The sequence below is a fragment of the Pontibacter saemangeumensis genome (genome assembly GCF_039541895.1).
Taxonomy (GTDB): domain Bacteria; phylum Bacteroidota; class Bacteroidia; order Cytophagales; family Hymenobacteraceae; genus Pontibacter; species Pontibacter saemangeumensis.
The window spans coordinates 183,803-198,844 of sequence record NZ_BAABHC010000001.1 but is presented as its reverse complement, the minus strand read 5'-3'; the positions used below and the strand labels follow the sequence as shown (position 1 = coordinate 198,844).

Here is a 15,042-nt window from a genome sequence, read left to right as displayed (position 1 = left end):
AGGGAGCCATGCCGCGAGTTTGAGCGGAGCGGTAACTTGCGGCTTTCCATGACAACAAGTTTGTAAATGCTCTTACCAAAGTTACAGACACGCAAGTTACAAACTTGCGATTAAGCTTTACCACAAGTTACCGCTCCGCTCAAACTTGCGGTATGGAAGGATTGTTAGGGGTATATATAAACAGGCTTTTTCAGAGGGAGCACCTATATAGTACGAGGGAGCTGCAGCCACGAAAAAAGGAGGAGGCAAAGCTATTTAAGCTTTGCCTCCTCCTTTTTTATCAAAATAGCTGGGTTGCTGATATGTCAAACGGTTAAAAACTACGAATCGCTTCACAACGATTTAACAATCAACGATCAGCAATTAACAACCAGCAATCAATGCGTCGCTTTGTATTCGTCCAGTTTTGCCTTCAGGGCGTCCACGTCGGCGTGGTGGCCTTTGGCGCACTCGGCGGCGTCCAGCTCCTGCAGCATCTCCCTCATCTGCCCCAGGTAAGCGACCTTGTCTTTCTTCAGGCAGCCTTTCTGGCCATCTCTGCAGGTGCCGTCCTCACTCATTGGTTTAAACATGCTGCCCTCTCCGTATATAAGCCATTGGGGGTTCAGGTCTTCAAAGTGCTTCACGATGGCCACCAACTCGTCCAGTGCGTAGTTCTTGCCGCATATAATGTTGGAGAGCGTTGTTTCGTCGCTGCCGGTCATGGTTTTTAACTGCTCCATTTCCAGCTCCTTCAGGTTGGTGTAAAACCGGAACCTTTTACCAATTTGTTGTAAGTCAACAGCCATATGCAGAGTGTTTTTTAGGGGTTATCAGAATTGCTATACGAGCATATAACAGAATTTGCCCTAAAAAAATCCCGCAAACAATTATCAGTTGCCTATATAGGGCCTGCGGGGTGTGAACGGAGGCAAAAAAACGGTGAACCTACTCCGAGTCCTCCGACTGCAGCTGGCGCTCGTAGAGCACCTTGTACAGGCCCTCCTGGCTGATCAGCTCCTCGTGCGTGCCGTGCTGCACAATCTCGCCGTCCTCCATCACCAGAATGCGGTCTGCCAGCTTTACCGACGACACGCGGTGCGAGATGATGATGCTCGTGCGGTTGTGCATGATGCGGTGCAGGCTGTTGAGGATGGCGTTCTCCGTCTTCGTGTCCACCGCCGAGAGGGAGTCGTCGAGGATGAGGATGCTGGGCTCGCGCACCAGCGCCCGCGCCATCGACACGCGCTGCTTCTGCCCGCCCGACAGGGTAATGCCCCGCTCGCCCAGCTTGGTCTCGAACTTCTCCGGGAAGCGCACAATGTTCTCATACACGTCCGCGTCTTTCGTGGACTGCACCATCTGCTCCTCCGTGATGGCCGGCAGCCCAAAGCCGATGTTGTTGCTGATGGTGTCGGAGAACAGGAACACGTCCTGCGGCACGTACCCGACCTGGCTGCGCAGGCTCTTGATGTTGTAGTCCCGCACATCCACCCCATCGATCAGGATGCGGCCGCCGGTGACGTCGTACATGCGCGGCAGCAGGTTGGCGATGGTGCTCTTGCCCGAGCCGGTGTTGCCGACGATGGCCAGCGTCTCGCCATGGTCGATTGTGAACGAAACACCTTTCAGCGCCTGGATGCCGGTGTCAGGATATATAAAGTCCACGTTCTCAAACACGATGTCGCCTTTGATGGGCTTGCTGATGTTCTGGCGCGAAACGATGTCGTTTTTGGTGTTGAGGAACTCGTTGATGCGCTCCTGCGACGCCGCCGCCCGCTGCACCAGGCTGGCCGTCCAGCCGAGGGAGGTAACGGGCCACGTCAGCATGTTCACATAGATGATGAACTCAGCGATGTTACCTGTCGTAATGCTGCCGTTGATTACTTCCTGCCCGCCTATATAGACCGTGATGATGGTGCTGAGGCCCACCAGGAACAGCACCAGCGGGAAGAACAGCGAGTTCACGAAGTTGAGCTCCAGCGACTTGTCGCGGTACTTGTTGCTGGCGGTGGTGAAGTTGGCGTGCGAGTCCTCCTCGCGCACAAACGACTTAAGCACCCGGATGCCAGAAAAAGCCTCCTGCACAAACGTGGTGATGCCCGAAAGGCTTTTTTGTATCTCGTCGGACTTGCGCTGGATGATGTTGTTGACGTAGTAAATGCTGATGGCCAGCACCGGCAGCGGGAGCAGGGTATAGATGGTGAGCTTCACGTTCACCGACAGCATATAGGGAATCACCATCAGGAAGAGCACGATCAGGTTGATGCCGTACATGATGGCCGGCCCCACGTACATGCGCACGCGGCTCACGTCCTCTGAGATGCGCGACATCAGGTCGCCGGTGTTGTTGCGGCGGTAGAAGCTCAGCGGCAGGCTCTGGTAGTGGGCGTAAATGTCGTTTTTCAGGTCGTTCTCGATCAGGCGGCTCATCACGATGATGGTCTGCCGCACGAAAAACAGGAAGATGCCGCGCAGCAGGGCCATCACCAGGATGACCACGCCATATACCAGGATGCTGTTGGCGAAGATGTCGTACACCAGTTCCTGCTGCTCCAGCCCCTCGTACAGCCCGAACAGGCTGATGCCCTCCTTGATTAAGTTAAAGGCGTGGCGCACGATCTGCGCCGGCAGTATCTGGAAAAAGTTGGAGATAATGGTAAACACAATGCCCAAAAGGAGCCTGTATTTATATCTGAGCAAATATTTGTTAATGTAACGTAATGATTTCACGGTATAAGTTTGCAGCCTAAGGGCTTTTACGAAGTCTCACAAAGTACAAATTGAAATACTAAAAAAAAGAATTAATTTTGCAGCGCGTTGAGGGAGAGGGTGCCGGTGGCCCCGGGTTTTGCAAAGATAGAGCGACGCATAATAACAATACAATGGCCAAGTTAAAAGAAGTCGGAGCGATGAAAGACAAGTCCGTCTTTCATCAGGTAACAGAACACGATCACGAGAAAGTTGTTTTCTGTCACGACAAAGATACGGGTTTAAAGGCCATTATCGCTATCCACAGCACCGTGCTGGGCCCTGCTTTGGGCGGCGCGCGCATGTGGTCCTATGCCTCGGAGGCAGAGGCGCTGGAGGACGTGCTGCGCCTTTCGAGGGGCATGACCTACAAAGCGGCTATCTCCGGCCTGAACCTGGGCGGCGGCAAGGCCGTGATCATCGGCGACGCCAAGAAAGACAAAAGCGAGGCCCTGCTCCGCAAATTCGGCCGGTTCGTCAAAAACATGAACGGCTGCTACATCACCGCCGAGGATGTGGGCACGACCCCCAAAGACATGGAGTACATCCGGATGGAGACCGAGCATGTGTCCGGCTTGCCGGAGGCCATGGGCGGCAGCGGCGACCCTTCCCCGGTGACCGCCTACGGCACCTATATGGGCATGAAGGCCGCCGCCAAGAAAGCCTTCGGCTCCGACTCGCTGGCAGGCATGAAAATCGCTGTGCAGGGGGTTGGGCACGTGGGCGGCTACCTGGTGGAGCTGCTGAGCAAGGAGAACGCCGAGATTTATATCGCCGACATATATGAGGACCGCCTGCGCGAGGTGTCCAAAAAGTACAAGGCCAAAGTAGTGGGGATGGAGGAGGTATATGACCTGGATGTGGACATCTACTCGCCCTGCGGCCTCGGGGGCACCATCAACGCCAACACCATCGACCGCCTGAAGTGCCGCGTGATCGCGGGCTGCGCCAACAACCAACTGCGCGAGGAGCACGTGCACGGGCCGGCCCTGGTCAAAAAAGGGATTGCCTACGCACCGGACTTCCTGATAAACGCCGGCGGCCTGATTAACGTGTACTCCGAACTGAGGGGCTATAACCGCGACAGCGCCTACGCCCAGACCGAGCGCATCTATGGCTATACGCTCGACGTGTTCGAGCTTGCGGAGAAAGAAGGGCTGCACAGCCAGCAGGCGGCCGTGAAGATGGCTGAGAACCGCATCGAGCGCATCGGCAAGGTCCGCTCTACCTTTTAACAGGGCAATCGCCGCAAAGCGCCGTGGGCAGCACAGCCTGCATACGGAACTTTAGCACGCTCTCCATCCTTTAGGAGAGGGCTTCCCAGCATACATTACCAGGCGTTGCCGCCTGTTTTACACGATATACCCAACTTACGTTCTTTCAAATATGCTTAACCGCAGAACACTACGAATTAAGGCAATGCAGGCGATTTATGCCTATAAGCAGGCCGTAGGTTCAGATTATCTCCTGGCTTTGGACCACATAAGCGAGGACTTCGCCCCCGACCTGAACTCCATGGAGGTGCAGGACAGGAAGCTGCTCGAAGGCAGGAAGCAAATCGCTACGCTGCTCTTCAAGGAGTGGCACGAGACGAAGCAGTTCGAGACAGAAGAATCCGACAAAGAGACGATCGATGCGGTGAACAGGGCCATCGTGTATTACCAGAACCTCCTCAGGAAGGACCACACGTACTACGGCAACCAGATGCTGAGCGCGGTGGAGCGCATCTACGACCACTACCTCGGCACGCTGCAGATACTGGAAGTGCTGATGAGCCTGATAGAGGAAGAGGAGGAGAAGAAAGAGAAGCGCTTTACGGCGGCAAGCGGCCCCGATGTGAAGCGCTTCCTGCAGAACCGCGTGGTGCAGCGCCTGCTCCACAGCAAATCCTACCAGCAGCACATCATCCGGCGCAACATCAGTTGGGGCTCCGACATCAGCGAAATCAAGGCCGTGTACAAGAACATTCTGAAGCAGGACGAGGCATTTCTGCACTACCTGGCGCTGCCCGAGCCGACCCTGGAAGACGACCTGGAGATCGTGAAACATATTTTCAAAAACATTATCTTTAAAGAAAAAAACTTACAATCTTTGTTTGAAGAGCAGGATCTGAACTGGGTCGAGAACAAAGCCATCGTCAAAAGTCTCGTAAACAAAACCATTAAAATTTTCGGGGAGGAGCCCTTGGAGGAGGAGGTGCAGTTGCTGGACCTCTCTGCGAACTGGGAAGACGACAAGGCCTTTTTCGAGGAGCTTTACTTCCATACCGTGCAGGAGGAGGAGCGCTACGAGGCGATGATCGCCGAAAGCGTGAAGAACTGGGACGTGGAGCGCGTGGCCATGCTGGACAAGATCATCCTGAAGATGGCACTCTGCGAAATGCACATCTTCCGCAGCATCCCCGTGAAGGTGACCATCAACGAGTACATCGAGATCTCGAAGCTGTACAGCACCCCGAAAAGCAAGCAGTTTATTAACGGTGTGCTGGATAAGATGGCACAGGATTTGACCACCAAAGGGGAGATTCGCAAATCGGGACGGGGCCTGATCGACAACAAGTAACCTGCGCCCCTGTTGTCCCCGGGCTGACCCCTGCGGCAGAATTGCCGTAAGGATATATAAAAACGACCCTGCGACATATAAGCATACGAACTATGAGCAAAAAGACAACCGTACTATTGGCATTCACATCGGGCGCTGCTGTAGGTGCCCTGACCGGCATCCTGTTTGCCCCTGAGAAAGGGAGGGAGACCCGCAGCTGGCTCAGCTATCGCCTGGAGAAATACCGTGACACGCTGGCAGACCTGACGCAGCAACTGGTGGCCAAAAGCGACAACCTGCCATCCACCGCCAAGTCAGAAGGGCAGCGCGTGATACAGGACGCAAAAGACAAAGCAGAGAAGTTGTTGGGTGATGTAGACTCACTCATCAACGAGATCAATAGCCGGAAAGAACTATAACGCATGAGACAAGTAACCCTAATACCTGGCGACGGGATAGGCCCAGAGATTACAGAGGCTGTTAAAGCCGTTTTTCGTGCTGCCAACGTGCCCGTAACCTGGGAAGAGGAGAACGCTGGGCAGACCACTTTTGATTCTGTTGGCGAATTGATTCCGCAGACGCTGATTGACTCTCTCAACAAAAACAAAGTAGCCCTGAAAGGCCCGATCACCACACCGGTGGGAAAGGGTTTTAAGAGCGTGAATGTGCAGTTGCGGCAGATGTTTGACCTGTACGCGAACATCCGGCCCGCCAAAACCACTCCGGGCATCACGTCCCGCTTCGAGAACGTAAACCTGGTGCTGTTCCGCGAGAACACCGAGGGGCTCTATTCCGGACTGGAGATATTTGATGAGCGCCTGCAGATAGCCGATTCCATTTCACGCGTTACCCGCGTGGGCTGTGAGAAAATTGTGCGCGCCGCGTTTGAGTACGCCAAAAAGCACAACTGCGGGAAGATTACGGTGGCGCACAAGGCTAATATCCTCAAGAACGCCGGCGCACTGCTGCTGCGTGTGGCTGCGGAAGTGGCCAAGGATTACCCAACTGTGCAGATGGAGGACAAGATCATCGATAACATGTGCATGCAGCTGGTGATGAAGCCTGAGCAGTTTAAGGTGATCGTGACGACCAACCTGTTCGGCGATATCCTCTCTGACCTTTGTGCCGGCCTTGTGGGCGGGCTTGGCGTCGTGGCCGGGGCTAACATCGGCGATGACATTGCCATATTTGAGGCCGTGCATGGCTCTGCGCCGGATATAGCCGGAAAAGGAATCGCAAACCCCACCGCCCTGCTCCGCTCCGCGATCATGATGCTCCACCACATTGACCTGAAGGAGGAGGCAAACCGCATTGAGGCTGCCCTGGAGGCGACACTGGCAAACAAAGAAGAGTGTACCGGGGACCTGGGCGGAAAAGCAAGCACCATGGCGTTTGCCCAGAACATCATCTCAAAACTATAAACAAGTATATAAACCCTTTCACGTAACTGATATGAACAAGAGCCTATTTTTAGCAGCAAGCTTTGCTGTAGCTGTTTTCACTACTGGCTGCGATAACAACGCAGGAAACGATACGGTGGCAAGCGAAGCAGCCGTGACGGAGAGCAACGCAGCGCAGCCAATTGACAACCCGAATGTGGTGAGCGCTGGCGCTGAGGGCGAGACCGGCGCAACTGACGCTAATGCTCCTGTAATTACTTTCGATGAGACTGAGTTTGACTTTGGGACGATCAAGCAAGGCGAGGTGGTAGACCACACGTTCAAGTTCACGAACACAGGCAAGTCCCCGCTGATTATCGAAAGTGCCACGGCCTCTTGCGGTTGCACCGTGCCACAGCCGCCTACAGAGCCTATTGCCCCGGGTGAGTCGAGCCAGATCGAGGTGAAATTTAACAGTGCCGGTAAAATGGGGCAGCAGTACCCAACTGTTACGGTACGTGCCAACACGCAGCCGAACATTGTAAAAGTATCGATGAAGGGCAATGTGGAGGCTGGCGGCATCCCGACTGCCGGTGCAGACGGCCCCGTTCGCCGCAACTAAGCCGCAGCGCCGCTATTCAGAGTTTACACCCAAAAAGCTATATGGAAAATATTTTATTGCAAGCACCAGACGCGAGTATGCTGCCTCAGTTGCTCATGTTTGGTGCCATTATCCTCGTCTTTTATTTCTTTATGATCAGGCCACAGCAGAAAAAGGTGAGCGATCAGAAGAAGTTCCGCGAAGAGCTTACCAAAGGCATGTCGGTTGTTACCATCGGGGGCATGCACGGTAAGCTGATCGCAATAGACGACGATACCGTGACGTTAGAGGTTGACAAAGGCGTACGCCTTACATTTGATAAGACCTCCGTTTCGATGGAGGCCACCATGAAGGTGCAAAAGCCATCATAAATTGCCGGTTGAGAAAGCAAAAAATATAGTTCTATGGTTTGTGAGGCCATTTCAGCCACGAACAAAGCACTACTGGCGGGTAGTGGTGCTTTGTTTCGTGGCTGCCTCAACTTTCTGGCTTCTCAACGCACTCAATAAAAGCTACTCTACCCAAACCACGTACCCCGTCCGGTTTGTGTACGACAAAAATAGGTTGATCCCCATCAAGCCGCTGCCGGAGGAGGTTTCCATCAACGTGACCGGCAAAGGGTGGAAACTGCTGCGCAAAACGCTTCGCCTCGAGGTGCAGCCCGCTGAAATCTATATCCGGAACCTGCCCCGCAACAACTACCTCCTGGGTTCTGCCCTGCGTCCGGCGCTGGTTAACTCGTTGGATGGGCTGGAACTGAACTTCGTGGTGACAGACACCATCTACTTTAATTTTGACGCAAAGGTGACGGAGCGCTTTCCGCTGGGCCTCGACCCCTCGCGCCCGCTCACAGACAACCAGCATGTGGTGATAGGACCAGTCCGCGTCTCCCCCGACTCCATTACCTTTACCGGGCCAGCGTCGCTTATCGATAGCCTGCCGAACCCTTTTCTGCTGCGCCTGCCGGAGCAGCAGGGGGCACTGGTGGAGTCATCTGAAATCTCCGTGCCGATCGAATATGATTATGAATCGCTGATACAGGCCGATGTGGAGGAGGCTGAGGTAGCCGTAACTGTAAAAGCCCTGGCGCAGGACGAACGCCAGGTGGCGCCGGACCTGATCAACGTGCCGGAGGGCGTAAGGCTGTCCGTGCGCCCGCCCCTTACGATGGTGCGCTACCAGGTGCTGCAGGACTCCCTGCCCCTGCTGAACCGCAGTGGCCTTAAAGTGGTGCTGGACTACAGCAAACTCAACCCTCAGGATTCTACGATAAAGCCGGTACTGGTGCAAAAGCCCAGGGGCACCCGGAATATCCTCATGTGGCCGGATCGGTTTAAGGTGGTGGAACAACAACCTGCACCGCCGCAACAACCGGGACCGCAGCAACAAAAGTAACGCTATGCTGAAAGTAGGAATAACGGGAGGGATTGGAGTAGGGAAATCAGTGGTGAGCCGTATGTTTGCGCTGTTGGGGGTGCCTGTATATGATTCCGACGCGCGAGCCAAGTGGCTGATGCGCCACGACGAAGCGCTGCGGCAGGAGTTGATCGGCGCCTTCGGGCATGAGACGTTCACAGAAACAGGGGATATAAACCGCCCCTTCCTGGCCACACTTGTATTCAACAACCTGGAGCGGCTGGAGCAACTCAACAGCCTGGTGCACCCGCACGTGGGCAACGACTTTGCCAACTGGGCAGCCTCGTATGCCGATACACCCTATGTGCTGAAAGAGGCCGCCCTGATGTACGAGTCGGATGCCTGGAAGCAGATGGACCAGATCATCACCGTATATGCGCCCCTGGACGTACGCATCAAGCGACTGCTCCAACGCGACCCTCACCGCACAGAGGCAGATATAAAGGCAATCATCAGTAAGCAGTTAAGCGAGGAGGAACGCATGTCCCGCGCCGACCATATCCTCTACAACGACGGAAAGCAACTTCTCATCCCGCAGGTGCTGAAGCTGCATGCACAACTCTCCGCAGCCCCTGCCTCCGCAAAATAAAGCCACTTTCTTTTAATTCTAAATCAGTTGCCGGTGAAGATATAACCGGGAAGGATACGATTGCCCAAACTACAGCGTTGCCTTTATAACACCCACAGGTAAAGCAGTAAAAGGCAGGTGTTCCGGAAGGGGAGGACATAAAAAAAGGACAACTTTGCAGTTGTCCTCTTGTGGGGCGTACTGGATTCGAACCAGTGACCCCCTGCTTGTAAGGCAGGTGCTCTGAACCAGCTGAGCTAACACCCCATTCTATCTTGTGAGAGACCTTTTGTCCCTGTTTGATGATGCAAATATGAAGCATATTTTTTTAACCGCAAAACATTTGGAAAAAAATTGTCAAAAAAAATTTCAGGACAAAGCGCCTCTTGTGCGCGTGTTTTAACTGCTGTACCTTTAGCCTTTGTAAGGCCCTAAAAATCTGAACTTTCGGTTGGTGAAAAAAGGAGTTGTTAAAAAAGTTATATTTTATGCGGTTGCCGGCTTTATGGCTGTCATGAGCATCGCGTTGGCGTTGGTCTATACCTACCAGGACAAAATAATCGGGCTCTTTGTGTCAGAGGCGAACAAGCATATCCGAACGAAAGTGGATGTGGGGCAGATTTCCCTTTCGTTGTTCGACAAGTTCCCGCATGTGGCCGTGAGCCTGGACCAGGTAAATGTGCACGAGGGCCTGCCGGAAAGCGAGGAGTCGCTGGCGCGGGCCGACAAGCTGTACTTTACCTTCAGCGTGCTGGATGTGCTGCGCGGCACCTACAGCGTGAAGGAGTTTTACATGGAGCAGGGCGAGGTGTACGTGAAGGTGCTGCCGGATGGCACCGTGAATTACGAAGTGCTTGCCACCGACACAAGTTCCTCAGAGGAAGAGGGCTTTTCATTCGACCTTGAGAAGATCAGCCTGAACGATGTGGATGTGCACTATATCGACCAGCAACTGAAGCAGACATATAGCGTGGCTGCGCACCAGTTGGTGGCCGCCCTGGCCATCACCCCGGAGACGATCGAGATCGAGGCGAGCGGCAATACCACCATACACACCATCAAGATAGGCACCGGCGAGTACTTTAAAGGCAAGAAGGTTGACCTCACCACAGCACTGACGATAGACCGGGCGGCGCAAGGCATCCGGCTGCAGCCGTCGCTGGTGCAGGTAGAGGGCGCCGCCTACGAGGTGGGCGGCGCGATTGACTATACCGGCACCACCACCCTCGACCTGAAGGTGGAGGGGAAGAACACCAACATACAGTCGCTGCTCTCGCTGCTGCCACAGGAGATAACCAAAGAGTTCCGCCAGTACCGGAGCGAAGGCGAGCTGTACTTTACCGGCAGCGTGAAAGGCAAGGCGTCCGGCAGGGAAACCCCGCTTATCGACATCAGCTTCGGAGCCCGCGACGCTTCTTTCTACCACCCCGACGTGCAGCAGCGGGTAGAGAAGATTAACCTGAAAGGTAGTTTTACGAATGGCGGGAAGCAGAATGCCAGCACCTCGACCCTGAAACTGGAGGAACTAAGCGGGGTGCTGAACGGGCGGCCGTTTAAGGGAAACCTGACGTACCGGAACTTCGACAACCCGAACATTGCCTTTGATGTGCAGGGCATGCTGGACGTCGGCTATATACTGGGGCTGGCCAAATTGGAGCAGGTGCGCAAGGGCAGCGGCCTGGCCGATGTACGCATCGCTTTCGCCGGCAACCTGAATGAGTTCAAGGCGCACCCGGGCAACAGCACGCTCAGCACCACAGGAGACATAACCCTGCACAACGTTTCGCTTACCATGCAGGACCTGCCGCTGCCGCTGCGCAACCTGAGCGGCAACTTCATGTTCAAGCGCAACGACGTGGCGGTGTCCGACTTCAAGGGCAAGTGGGGGGAGTCTGACTTTGTGATTAACGGCATGTTCAAAAACATGATGGCCTGGCTGCTGCTGGACCGGCAGCGCCTGCTGGTAGAGGCCGATTTCAGGAGCCGTTACCTGAACTTCGACCAGTTGCTGAGCGAGGAGCAGAATACGGCAGAGGCCGACCGCACCGGCAAAGGGGACAGTTATAAGTTTGTGATCTCGCCGAACATCGCTTTCGACCTGAGCGCCTCCATTGACCGGCTCCGGTTCAGGCGCTTCAGAGGCAAAGAGGTACGGGGAGCGGTGAAGCTGCGCAACCAGGTGCTCTCCTCCCCGAACATCTCTTTCAAAGCGATCGGGGGGGATTTCGCCGTGCGGGGCTCGCTCAATGCCCAGACGCGCGACCATATCAAGCTGAGCACAGCCGCCAAGCTCACGAACATGAGCGTGGACAGCCTGTTTTATGTCTTCGAGAACTTCCACCAGGACTTTATAGAAGAGCGCCACCTGCGCGGCCAGCTCACCGCCGATATTGTGTCTGATGTGTTCCTCAACAGTCAACTTGACCCGAAGACCAACCTGCTGCAGGCAGAGATAGACGCCACCGTCCGCAACGGGCAGCTCATTAACTTCGCCCCGATGCAGAAGATGTCGGCTTTCGTGAAGCGCTCGGAGCTGGCTAACATGCGCTTTGCCGAGCTGCACAACAGCTTTTGGATACAGCAGCGTACCATTTATATACCCGAGATGGATATCCGCTCCAATATATCGGCGGCCCCCACGGTGTCGGTGGCCGGCACGCATACCTTCGACCAGCAGATGGACTACAAGATAAAGTTGCCGCTGTTCGGGAGCCGCCGCCCCGATAAGGACGCTGTGTTCGGGATGGTTGCCGAGGACGCAGGTGCCGGTAACAGCAGCCTCTTCCTTACCCTGAAAGGGAATGAAAAAGACTTTAAGATCGCTTACGACAACGAGCGGGTACGGCAGAAGGTAAAAACGGATCTGAAGGAGGAAGGGCGTGAGCTGAAAGACTTGCTGCGCGGCAAAAAACCGAAGTCAGAGGAGAAGGAGGTAGAGCTGGCAGAAGACGAATACTTTGACTTTGACTAAAAACACAGGTTAAACGAAGAAAGCTTCTATAGGAGGGCCCGGAAAATCCTGCTATAGCAGCTCAGGGTATATAAAATCTAAATAGGATAAGTTATATATCCTGACTCCTTAATTTTACGTTCACATGCTGGTTGCGTACGTTCACGGTATAATACAGGCTATGCCAATGGTAATACGCCATCCGCTGTAACTATGACCGAAATGGGGCGTTAAAGAAATCAAAACTGCAAAATAAGGGATTGACAGTTTAAGGGTTTAAGGTTAAAAGATCAGAGATTTCAAAAAATAATTACAAGTAGCTGGATTAACAGTGAAAGTATTAATCAAAGAAAATTAATAATATAAGGGTGAAAAAAAAGCCGGAGCTTCTCCGGCTTTTTTGTTTCCATATGGTTCAGGCCTATTCTATATCTGATTCCTTGGCAAGAGGGTAAAGGGTAGCCGCCGCCGCTGGAGGCTGCTGAGCCGAACGCTGCAGGTGCAGCGTCTGCGTAGGGAAGGCAAACTCAGCGCCATGCCGCTCCACTATCTCCACTATCTTGTAATTGATCTCCTCTTTCACATCTATGTACTCGTTCCAGTCCATGGTGTCTACAAAGTAAAGCACCATCACATCTTTGGAGTGTGAGGCGAGCTTCAGAAAGCGGACGCGGCCATCCTGGTTGGTGCGGGGGTGGCTATCGATGTATGCCTGTATGTCGCGGGTGATGGCCCGGATTTGCTCCGAGGTGGTGTCGTAGGTGAGGTTGACGTCGAACATGGCGCGGCGGAAGGTCCGCAGCGTCAGGTTGTCCAGCGGCTTGTCGATCATGAACTTGTTCGGCAGCGTGACGAAGCTTTTCTCAAGGGTGCGGATGCGCGTGCTCCGGAAACCGATTTTCTCCACCACACCCACCAGCTCAGCCACCTGCACCAGGTCGCCTACCACAAAGGGCTGGTCCAGGAAAATGGTGAAGGAGGCCAGCAGGTTCTCAAGGCTTTCCTTGGCGGCAAAGGCAATGGCCAGGCCGCCCACACCGAGCCCCGCCACCAGCCCCGCCACATTCACCCCAAACACAATGCCCAGCATCGACAGGAAGGCGAAGATCACGATCAGCACCTTCGAGAAGTCCTTGAAGAAAGGCACCAGCTGGTCATCCAGCTTGGAGGCGGTTTTCTCGGCACGGAACTTAAAGATAAGGCCAATGAAATCGACGAAACGGATGATCACCCACGTGAGCGCCACGATTACGAACACCTGGTAGGTGCGGAAAGCAAAGGTCTTGAAAAAATGGTCTCCTTCGCGGATCTCGGTGGGGTCGAGGGGGTAATCCAGCACCAGGAACGCGAAGTAAAGGAACACCAGGAAAAGCAGCACCTCGAGCGGCTGTATAAGCAGGCGCTTAAAATCGTGGAGGTTGTTTTCTGCGGCTGTGAAGCGGTTCACCAGCTTGTACAGGATAGCGGAAAGCAACCGCGAGAGTACCGTCTTAAAGATGAAGCCAAACAGCAGGATGCCTGCAAAGATCAGGAACTCGCTTACTGTGTTGCCTAAGAACTCATAGGCAAGAATTTCTCTCCAGTTTATAAAGTCCATTTACAGCAGTTGGCTAAGGGCAATTTCAAAACTTGTTTTAGCGATCTCGGTTTTCTGGCCACGCTTCTCGCGCGTTTTCTGAAGGGCCGTGCGGATGGTGGCGGAAATATCGGTGAAAATAGCTTCGTCTGTGATCTCCACCTCGCTTTCCATCAGGTAGGCAAACACGCGGGCCATGCCGCAGTTGGCGATAAAGTCCGGGATCACGGCCAGGTTACGGTCCGCGAACTCACCGGTGGGGCCGAAGAAGATCTCAGGGTCCTGGAACGGCACGTTGGCGCCGGAGGAGATAACTTCCATGCCGTTGCGGATCATCTGCTCTACCTGCGCCCGGGATATCAGGCGGGAGGCGGCGGCGGGGATGAAGATCTCGGCTGGCAGCGACCAGATACGCGCGTCCACCTCCTCGAATGGCAGCAGCCCCTCCGGGTTCAGGGCATTGCCCTGGCGGTTCAAAAACAAATCTGTGATCTCCTTGAAAGAGAAGCCCTCCTCTTTTACCAGGCCACCGGCCCGGTCGATGATGCCAACGATTCTGACACCCTTGGAAGCGAGGTAATAGGCCGCGGATGCGCCTACGTTGCCCCAGCCCTGTATGATGGCCCGCTTGCCCGCATAATGGCCTCCCCATAAAGCATAGAAGTGGCAAACAGACTCTGCCACACCGTAGCCCGTGATCATGTCGGCGATGGTGTATTTGCGTGCCGTGGAGGGGGAATAGTTTGGGTCCTCGATCACCTTCACCACGCCCTGGCGCAGCTGCCCGATCTTGTTTATCTTCTGCGGCTCGGTGGCGTTAAAGTGGCCGTTCACGATGCCTTCCTGCGGGTGCCAGAGACCGTATTCTTCTGTGATGGGGATTACCTCGTGGATCTCGTCCACGTTCATGTCGCCGCCGGTGCCGTAGTAGTTCTTCAGCAGCGGGATCACGACTTTATACCAGCGCTCCAGCACGCCGCGTTTGCGCGGGTCGGCAGGGTCGAAGTTGATGCCCGACTTGGCGCCGCCGATGGCAGGCCCGGACACGGTGAATTTCACCTCCATCGTTTTCGCCAGCGATTCCACCTCGCGCTTGTCGAGGCCTTTGCGCATACGGGTCCCGCCGCCAGCGGCGCCTCCCCGCAGCGAGTTGATCACTACCCAGCCTTCCGCCTCTGTTTCAGAATCTTTCCATTCAAAAACGATTTCGGGTCGCCTGTTCTCAAACTTTTCCAGTAGCTCTTTCATCTGCTTTCTTCGTTGTTGCTAACGTTGCGCAAA

Annotated in this window: 13 protein-coding genes and 1 tRNA gene; 9 read left to right on the top strand and 5 right to left on the bottom strand. The window is 54.5% G+C overall.

Annotation, left to right across the window (positions count from 1 at the left end; genetic code table 11):
- Positions 1–377 precede the first annotated feature (377 nt).
- Positions 378–788 carry a hypothetical protein gene (locus ABD920_RS00880; protein ID WP_345156241.1) on the bottom strand — a complete coding sequence of 137 codons (411 nt, stop codon included), beginning with the start codon at positions 786–788 and terminating at the stop codon, positions 378–380.
- A 139-nt stretch (positions 789–927) separates the two neighbouring features.
- Positions 928–2,712: an ABC transporter ATP-binding protein gene (locus tag ABD920_RS00875; protein ID WP_345156240.1), complete on the bottom strand. Its 1,785-nt coding sequence runs from the start codon at positions 2,710–2,712 to the stop codon at positions 928–930.
- A gap of 152 nt (positions 2,713–2,864) precedes the next feature.
- On the opposite strand from ABD920_RS00875, the gene ABD920_RS00870 reads away from it, so the two are divergent.
- The 8 genes from ABD920_RS00870 to coaE all read left to right on the top strand — a co-directional run bounded on the left by ABD920_RS00870 (position 2,865) and on the right by coaE (position 9,256).
- On the top strand, positions 2,865–3,965 hold the full coding sequence (locus ABD920_RS00870) for a Glu/Leu/Phe/Val family dehydrogenase (RefSeq protein ID WP_345156239.1): 1,101 nt from the start codon (positions 2,865–2,867) through the stop codon (positions 3,963–3,965).
- 184 nt (positions 3,966–4,149) lie between these two features.
- On the top strand, positions 4,150–5,292 hold the full coding sequence (gene nusB, locus ABD920_RS00865; RefSeq protein ID WP_345156238.1) for a transcription antitermination factor NusB: 1,143 nt from the start codon (positions 4,150–4,152) through the stop codon (positions 5,290–5,292).
- A gap of 92 nt (positions 5,293–5,384) precedes the next feature.
- A complete protein-coding gene (locus tag ABD920_RS00860; protein WP_345156237.1) occupies positions 5,385–5,690 on the top strand; it encodes a YtxH domain-containing protein in 306 nt (101 codons plus the stop codon).
- 3 nt (positions 5,691–5,693) lie between these two features.
- Complete coding sequence (locus tag ABD920_RS00855) at positions 5,694–6,692, top strand: isocitrate/isopropylmalate dehydrogenase family protein (RefSeq protein WP_345156236.1); 999 nt, start codon at positions 5,694–5,696, stop codon at positions 6,690–6,692.
- Positions 6,693–6,723: 31 nt separating this feature from the next.
- Positions 6,724–7,272, top strand: a complete 549-nt coding sequence (locus ABD920_RS00850; RefSeq protein WP_345156235.1) for a DUF1573 domain-containing protein — start codon at positions 6,724–6,726, stop codon at positions 7,270–7,272.
- A gap of 41 nt (positions 7,273–7,313) precedes the next feature.
- Positions 7,314–7,622 (top strand): preprotein translocase subunit YajC, encoded by a 309-nt coding sequence (gene yajC / locus ABD920_RS00845; RefSeq protein WP_345156234.1) that lies wholly within the window; start codon positions 7,314–7,316, stop codon positions 7,620–7,622.
- Between the two features lie 40 nt (positions 7,623–7,662).
- Complete coding sequence (locus tag ABD920_RS00840) at positions 7,663–8,646, top strand: YbbR-like domain-containing protein (RefSeq protein WP_345156233.1); 984 nt, start codon at positions 7,663–7,665, stop codon at positions 8,644–8,646.
- Positions 8,647–8,650: 4 nt separating this feature from the next.
- Entirely contained in the window at positions 8,651–9,256 is a 606-nt protein-coding gene (gene coaE / locus ABD920_RS00835; RefSeq protein ID WP_345156232.1) for a dephospho-CoA kinase, read from the top strand.
- A gap of 171 nt (positions 9,257–9,427) precedes the next feature.
- On the opposite strand, the gene ABD920_RS00830 is transcribed toward coaE, so the two are convergent.
- A tRNA-Val gene (locus ABD920_RS00830) sits at positions 9,428–9,502 on the bottom strand.
- A 238-nt stretch (positions 9,503–9,740) separates the two neighbouring features.
- Here ABD920_RS00830 and ABD920_RS00825 point away from each other — a divergent pair.
- Positions 9,741–12,206: an AsmA-like C-terminal region-containing protein gene (locus ABD920_RS00825; RefSeq protein ID WP_345156231.1), complete on the top strand. Its 2,466-nt coding sequence runs from the start codon at positions 9,741–9,743 to the stop codon at positions 12,204–12,206.
- A gap of 400 nt (positions 12,207–12,606) precedes the next feature.
- Here ABD920_RS00825 and ABD920_RS00820 read toward each other — a convergent pair whose 3' ends face one another.
- Both ABD920_RS00820 and ABD920_RS00815 read right to left on the bottom strand, forming a co-directional pair.
- Positions 12,607–13,782 carry a mechanosensitive ion channel family protein gene (locus tag ABD920_RS00820; RefSeq protein ID WP_345156229.1) on the bottom strand — a complete coding sequence of 392 codons (1,176 nt, stop codon included), beginning with the start codon at positions 13,780–13,782 and terminating at the stop codon, positions 12,607–12,609.
- Positions 13,783–15,009 carry a Glu/Leu/Phe/Val dehydrogenase dimerization domain-containing protein gene (locus ABD920_RS00815; protein ID WP_345156228.1) on the bottom strand — a complete coding sequence of 409 codons (1,227 nt, stop codon included), beginning with the start codon at positions 15,007–15,009 and terminating at the stop codon, positions 13,783–13,785.
- Between the last annotated feature and the right edge of the window lie 33 nt (positions 15,010–15,042).